This window comes from Trueperella bernardiae (genome assembly GCF_001469025.1).
In the GTDB taxonomy this organism is placed as follows: domain Bacteria; phylum Actinomycetota; class Actinomycetes; order Actinomycetales; family Actinomycetaceae; genus Trueperella; species Trueperella bernardiae.
Map to the genome: position 1 here is coordinate 1 of NZ_LNIZ01000018.1, position 5,218 is coordinate 5,218.

At 54.1% G+C, this 5,218-nt stretch carries 1 protein-coding gene and 3 rRNA genes; all 4 read right to left on the bottom strand.

What is annotated here, in order from left to right; genetic code table 11:
• Positions 1-11: 11 nt before the first annotated feature.
• Positions 12-128: ribosomal RNA gene (gene rrf / locus AQZ59_RS08940) — 5S ribosomal RNA — on the bottom strand.
• Positions 129-232: 104 nt separating this feature from the next.
• Positions 233-3,311 (bottom strand): 23S ribosomal RNA (locus tag AQZ59_RS08945).
• Positions 3,306-3,512 carry a hypothetical protein gene (locus AQZ59_RS09700; protein ID WP_201783186.1) on the bottom strand — a complete coding sequence of 69 codons (207 nt, stop codon included), beginning with the start codon at positions 3,510-3,512 and terminating at the stop codon, positions 3,306-3,308. Before AQZ59_RS09700 ends, AQZ59_RS08945 begins: the two co-directional genes overlap by 6 nt.
• A 14-nt stretch (positions 3,513-3,526) precedes the next feature.
• Positions 3,527-5,052: ribosomal RNA gene (locus AQZ59_RS08950) — 16S ribosomal RNA — on the bottom strand.
• The 16S, 23S and 5S rRNA genes sit together here, the layout of an rRNA operon.
• Positions 5,053-5,218 lie beyond the last annotated feature (166 nt).

Below are 5,218 nucleotides of genomic sequence, written 5' to 3' on the forward strand. Positions count from 1 at the left end.
ATCAAGTTTGGTGACGGCGGTGTCCTACTCTCCCACACCCTCTCAAGTGCAGTACCATCGGCGCTGGTAGGCTTAGCTTCCGGGTTCGGAATGGGACCGGGCGTTACCCTACCGCTATTGCCACCGTCAAAATAACGGGGCCAACCATAACGGTTGGTTTATTCAGTTATCTGGGCCGGTTAGTGTGGTGGCCCAGAATTGTATAGCGGATGCGAACAACAAGTTATAAAAGTTTTTTAAGTGGTCGGCCAATTAGTACCAGTCAGCTCCACCCATTACTAGGCTTCCACGTCTGGCCTATCAACCCCATGGTCTATAGGGGGCCTCACAACACTTAATGTGTCTGGGAAACGTTATCTTGAAGCAGGCTTCCCGCTTAGATGCTTTCAGCGGTTATCCCTTCCGAACGTAGCCAACCAGCCATGCACCTGGCGGTACAACTGGCACACCAGAGGTTCGTCCGTCCCGGTCCTCTCGTACTAGGGACAGCCCTTCTCACGTTTCCAACGCGCGCAGCGGATAGGGACCGAACTGTCTCACGACGTTCTGAACCCAGCTCGCGTACCGCTTTAATGGGCGAACAGCCCAACCCTTGGGACCTACTCCAGCCCCAGGATGCGACGAGCCGACATCGAGGTGCCAAACCATGCCGTCGATATGAACTCTTGGGCAGGATCAGCCTGTTATCCCCGGGGTACCTTTTATCCGTTGAGCGACGGCGCTTCCACAAGCCACCGCCGGATCACTAGTTCCTACTTTCGTACCTGCTCGACTTGTCAGTCTCACAGTCAAGCTCCCTTGTGCACTTACACTCAACACCTGATTACCAACCAGGCTGAGGGAACCTTTGAGCGCCTCCGTTACCATTTAGGAGGCAACCGCCCCAGTTAAACTACCCACCAGGCACTGTCCCTGAACCAGATCATGGTCCAAGGTTAGACATCCAGCACGATCAGAGTGGTATTTCAACAATGACTCCACCATCACTAGCGTGACAGCTTCACAGTCTCCCACCTATCCTACACAAACCGTACCAAACACCAATACCAAGCTATAGTAAAGGTCCCGGGGTCTTTCCGTCCTGCTGCGCGAAACGAGCATCTTTACTCGTAATGCAATTTCACCGAGTTCGCGGTTGAGACAGCGGAGAAGTCGTTACGCCATTCGTGCAGGTCGGAACTTACCCGACAAGGAATTTCGCTACCTTAGGATGGTTATAGTTACCACCGCCGTTTACTGGGGCTTAAATTCTCAGCTTCGACCCAAAAGAGTCTAACCGATCCTCTTAACCTTCCAGCACCGGGCAGGCGTCAGTCCGTATACATCCACTTACGTGTTCGCACGGACCTGTGTTTTTGATAAACAGTCGCTTCTCCCTGGTTTCTGCGGCCATCACCCCTAGCACGTAAAGCGCTTCAAGGATCAGGCCCCCCTTCTCCCGAAGTTACGGGGGCATTTTGCCGAGTTCCTTAACCACGATTCACTCGAACTCCTTAGTATACTCTACCTAACCACCTGTGTCGGTTTAGGGTACGGGCGGCTAGAACCTCACGTCGAGGCTTTTCTCGGCAGCACAGGATCACTCTACTTCGACCATTCGGTCTCATCATCCAGCCTCACTTTATACGTTCCCCGGATTTGCCAAAGGAACAAGCTGCGCTGTTAAACGTGGCAAGCCATAAGCCACGCGGAAGCTACCACTCTGCGTCACCCCTGTTAACACGCTTGCCTACAACAAGATCAGGTCCCACGCCCACCACACCACCAACCCCCGAAAGGGCTAGCAATGGGCAGGGATGGTTAGTATCCCCTGCTTCAGCATGGACGGTCCTTCGCCGGTACCAGAATAACAACTGGTTGCCCATCGACTACGCCTGTCGGCCTCGCCTTAGGACCCGACTAACCCAGGGCGGACGAACCTGGCCCTGGAACCCTTAGTTATTCGGAGGACGGGATTCTCACCCGTCAATCGCTACTCATGCCTGCATTCTCACTCGCACTCAATCCACCACACAGTCACCTGGCAGCTTCACCTCAAGCACGACGCTCCCCTACCCAACAAAAAAATTGTTGCCACGGTTTCGGCGGTGTACTTAGCCCCGCTACATTGTCGGCGCGGAATCACTTGACCAGTGAGCTATTACGCACTCTTTCAAGGATGGCTGCTTCTAAGCCAACCTCCTGGTTGTCACAGCAACTCCACATCCTTTCCCACTTAGCACACCCTTAGGGGCCTTAACCGATGATCTGGGCTGTTTCCCTCTCGACAATGGAGCTTATCCCCCACAGTCTCACTGCCACGCTCAACTTAACCGGCATTCGGAGTTTGGCTGATCTCAGTACCCGGTATAAGGGCCATCGACCATCCAGTCGCTCTACCACCAGCAAGCACACGCAACGCTGCACCTAAATGCATTTCGGGGAGAACCAGCTATCACGAAGTTTGATTGGCCTTTCACCCCTAACCACAGGTCATCCCCTCCATTTTCAACTGAAGTGGGTTCGGGCCTCCACACGCTCTTACACGTGCTTCACCCTGCCCATGGCTAGATCACCTCGCTTCGGGTCTAGAACATGCAACTACAACGCCCTATTCAGACTCGCTTTCGCTACGACTACCCCACACGGGTTAACCTCGCCACACATCCTAACTCGCAGGCTCATTCTTCAAAAGGCACGCCATCACCCCCACCAAGAAGGCTCTGACGGATTGTAAGCGCACGGTTTCAGGTACTATTTCACTCCCCTCCCGGGGTACTTTTCACCATTCCCTCACGGTACTATCCACTATCGGTCACACGAAGTATTTAGGTTTACACAGTGGTCTGTGCAGATTCACACGAGATTTCACGAGCCCCGTGCTACTCGGGACAACCACAAAGAGAGCATGAGGTTTCAGCTACAGGACTATCACCCACTACGGTCCAGCTTCCCAACTGATTCGCCTACCCCACACCTTTATCACTCCACGACCCCATGCCGGTAAGGCCACATGGCTCCCACAACCCCGAATGCGCAACGCCCGACAGCTATCACACACACCCGGTTTAACCTCATCCGCTTTCGCTCGCCACTACTCACAGAATATCTCTTCCTACGGGTACTAAGATGTTTCACTTCCCCGCGTCACCCCCAACCACCCTATACATTCAGGTGGCGGTACCCAGAAACAACTCCAGGCAGGTTCCCCCATTCGGACACCCTCGGATCACAGCTCGTATGCCAACTCCCCGAGGCTTATCGCAGGCTACAACGTCCTTCATCGGCTTCGTGTACCAAGGCATCCACCGAACGCCCTTAAACACTTACAAAAACCAAAAGATGCTCGCATCCACTATACAATTCTCAACCACCACACCAACACCACACACAAACCCAAACAAACAGCCTGAAAACTTGCGCATGGGTGGCCAGGGCCTGTTACCCCACACCCCAACAGCATGCCAGCCAATCACATTGCGAACCACTAAAAACCCCACAACAACACCCACAACCACCATGATCGCAGGCACATGAGGCTCCTTAGAAAGGAGGTGATCCAGCCGCACCTTCCGGTACGGCTACCTTGTTACGACTTCGTCCCAATCGCCAATCCCACCTTCGACCGCTCCCCCCAAAAGGTTAGGCCACGGGCTTCGGGTGTTACCAACTTTCGTGACGTGACGGGCGGTGTGTACAAGGCCCGAGAACGTATTCACCGCAGCGTTGCTGATCTGCGATTACTAGCGACTCCGACTTCATGGGGTCGAGTTGCAGACCCCAATCCGAACTGAGACCAGCTTTAAGAGATTAGCTCACCCTCACAGGCTCGCAACCCTCTGTACCGGCCATTGTAGCATGCGTGAAGCCCAAGACATAAGGGGCATGATGATTTGACGTCATCCCCACCTTCCTCCGAGTTAACCCCGGCAGTCTCCCGTGAGTCCCCAACCGAATTGCTGGCAACACAGGACAAGGGTTGCGCTCGTTGCGGGACTTAACCCAACATCTCACGACACGAGCTGACGACAACCATGCACCACCTGTACACCACCCCGAAGGCTGCACCATCTCTGGCACATCGCAGTGTATGTCAAGCCTTGGTAAGGTTCTTCGCGTTGCATCGAATTAATCCGCATGCTCCGCCGCTTGTGCGGGCCCCCGTCAATTCCTTTGAGTTTTAGCCTTGCGGCCGTACTCCCCAGGCGGGGCACTTAATGCGTTAGCTACGGCGCAGAACCCGTGGAAAAGGCCCCACACCTAGTGCCCAACGTTTACGGCGTGGACTACCAGGGTATCTAATCCTGTTCGCTACCCACGCTTTCGCTCCTCAGCGTCAGTGGTGGCCCAGTAACCTGCCTTCGCCATCGGTGTTCCTCCTGATATCTGCGCATTCCACCGCTACACCAGGAATTCCAATTACCCCTACCACACTCTAGTCTGCCCGTACCCACTGCAACCCCGAAGTTAAGCCCCGGTCTTTCACAGCAGGCGCAACAAACCGCCTACGAGCTCTTTACGCCCAATAATTCCGGACAACGCTCGCGCCCTACGTATTACCGCGGCTGCTGGCACGTAGTTAGCCGGCGCTTCTTCTGCACATACCCTCAACCAAAAAGGCCTTGTTCTGTACTGAAAGGAGTTTACAACCCGAAAGCCTTCATCCCCCACGCGGCGTCGCTGCATCAGACTTGCGTCCATTGTGCAATATTCCCCACTGCTGCCTCCCGTAGGAGTCTGGGCCGTATCTCAGTCCCAATGTGGCCGGTCACCCTCTCAGGCCGGCTACCCGTCGACGCCTTGGTAGGCCATCACCCCACCAACAAGCTGATAGGCCGTGAGCCCATCCCTATCCAGAAACCCTTTCCAACCCCCACCATGCGATGAAAGCAGAATATCCGGTATTAGACCCAGTTTCCCAGGCTTATCCCAAAGACAAGGGCAGGTTACTCACGTATTACTCACCCGTTCGCCACTAATCCACCACAGCAAGCTGTAGCTTCATCGTTCGACTTGCATGTGTTAAGCACGCCGCCAGCGTTCGTCCTGAGCCAGGATCAAACTCTCCACAAAAAACCAAACCAACCAAACAGTCAGTAAGATCCATACAGAAAGCCTGACAAACAGACTCAAACAACCAGAAAAACTGGCAAAAAACACAACCAACCAAAAAGGCCAGCTGCAAAAAACACAACATAAAAAGCTGACACACTATTGAGATATCAAACAACACACCCAC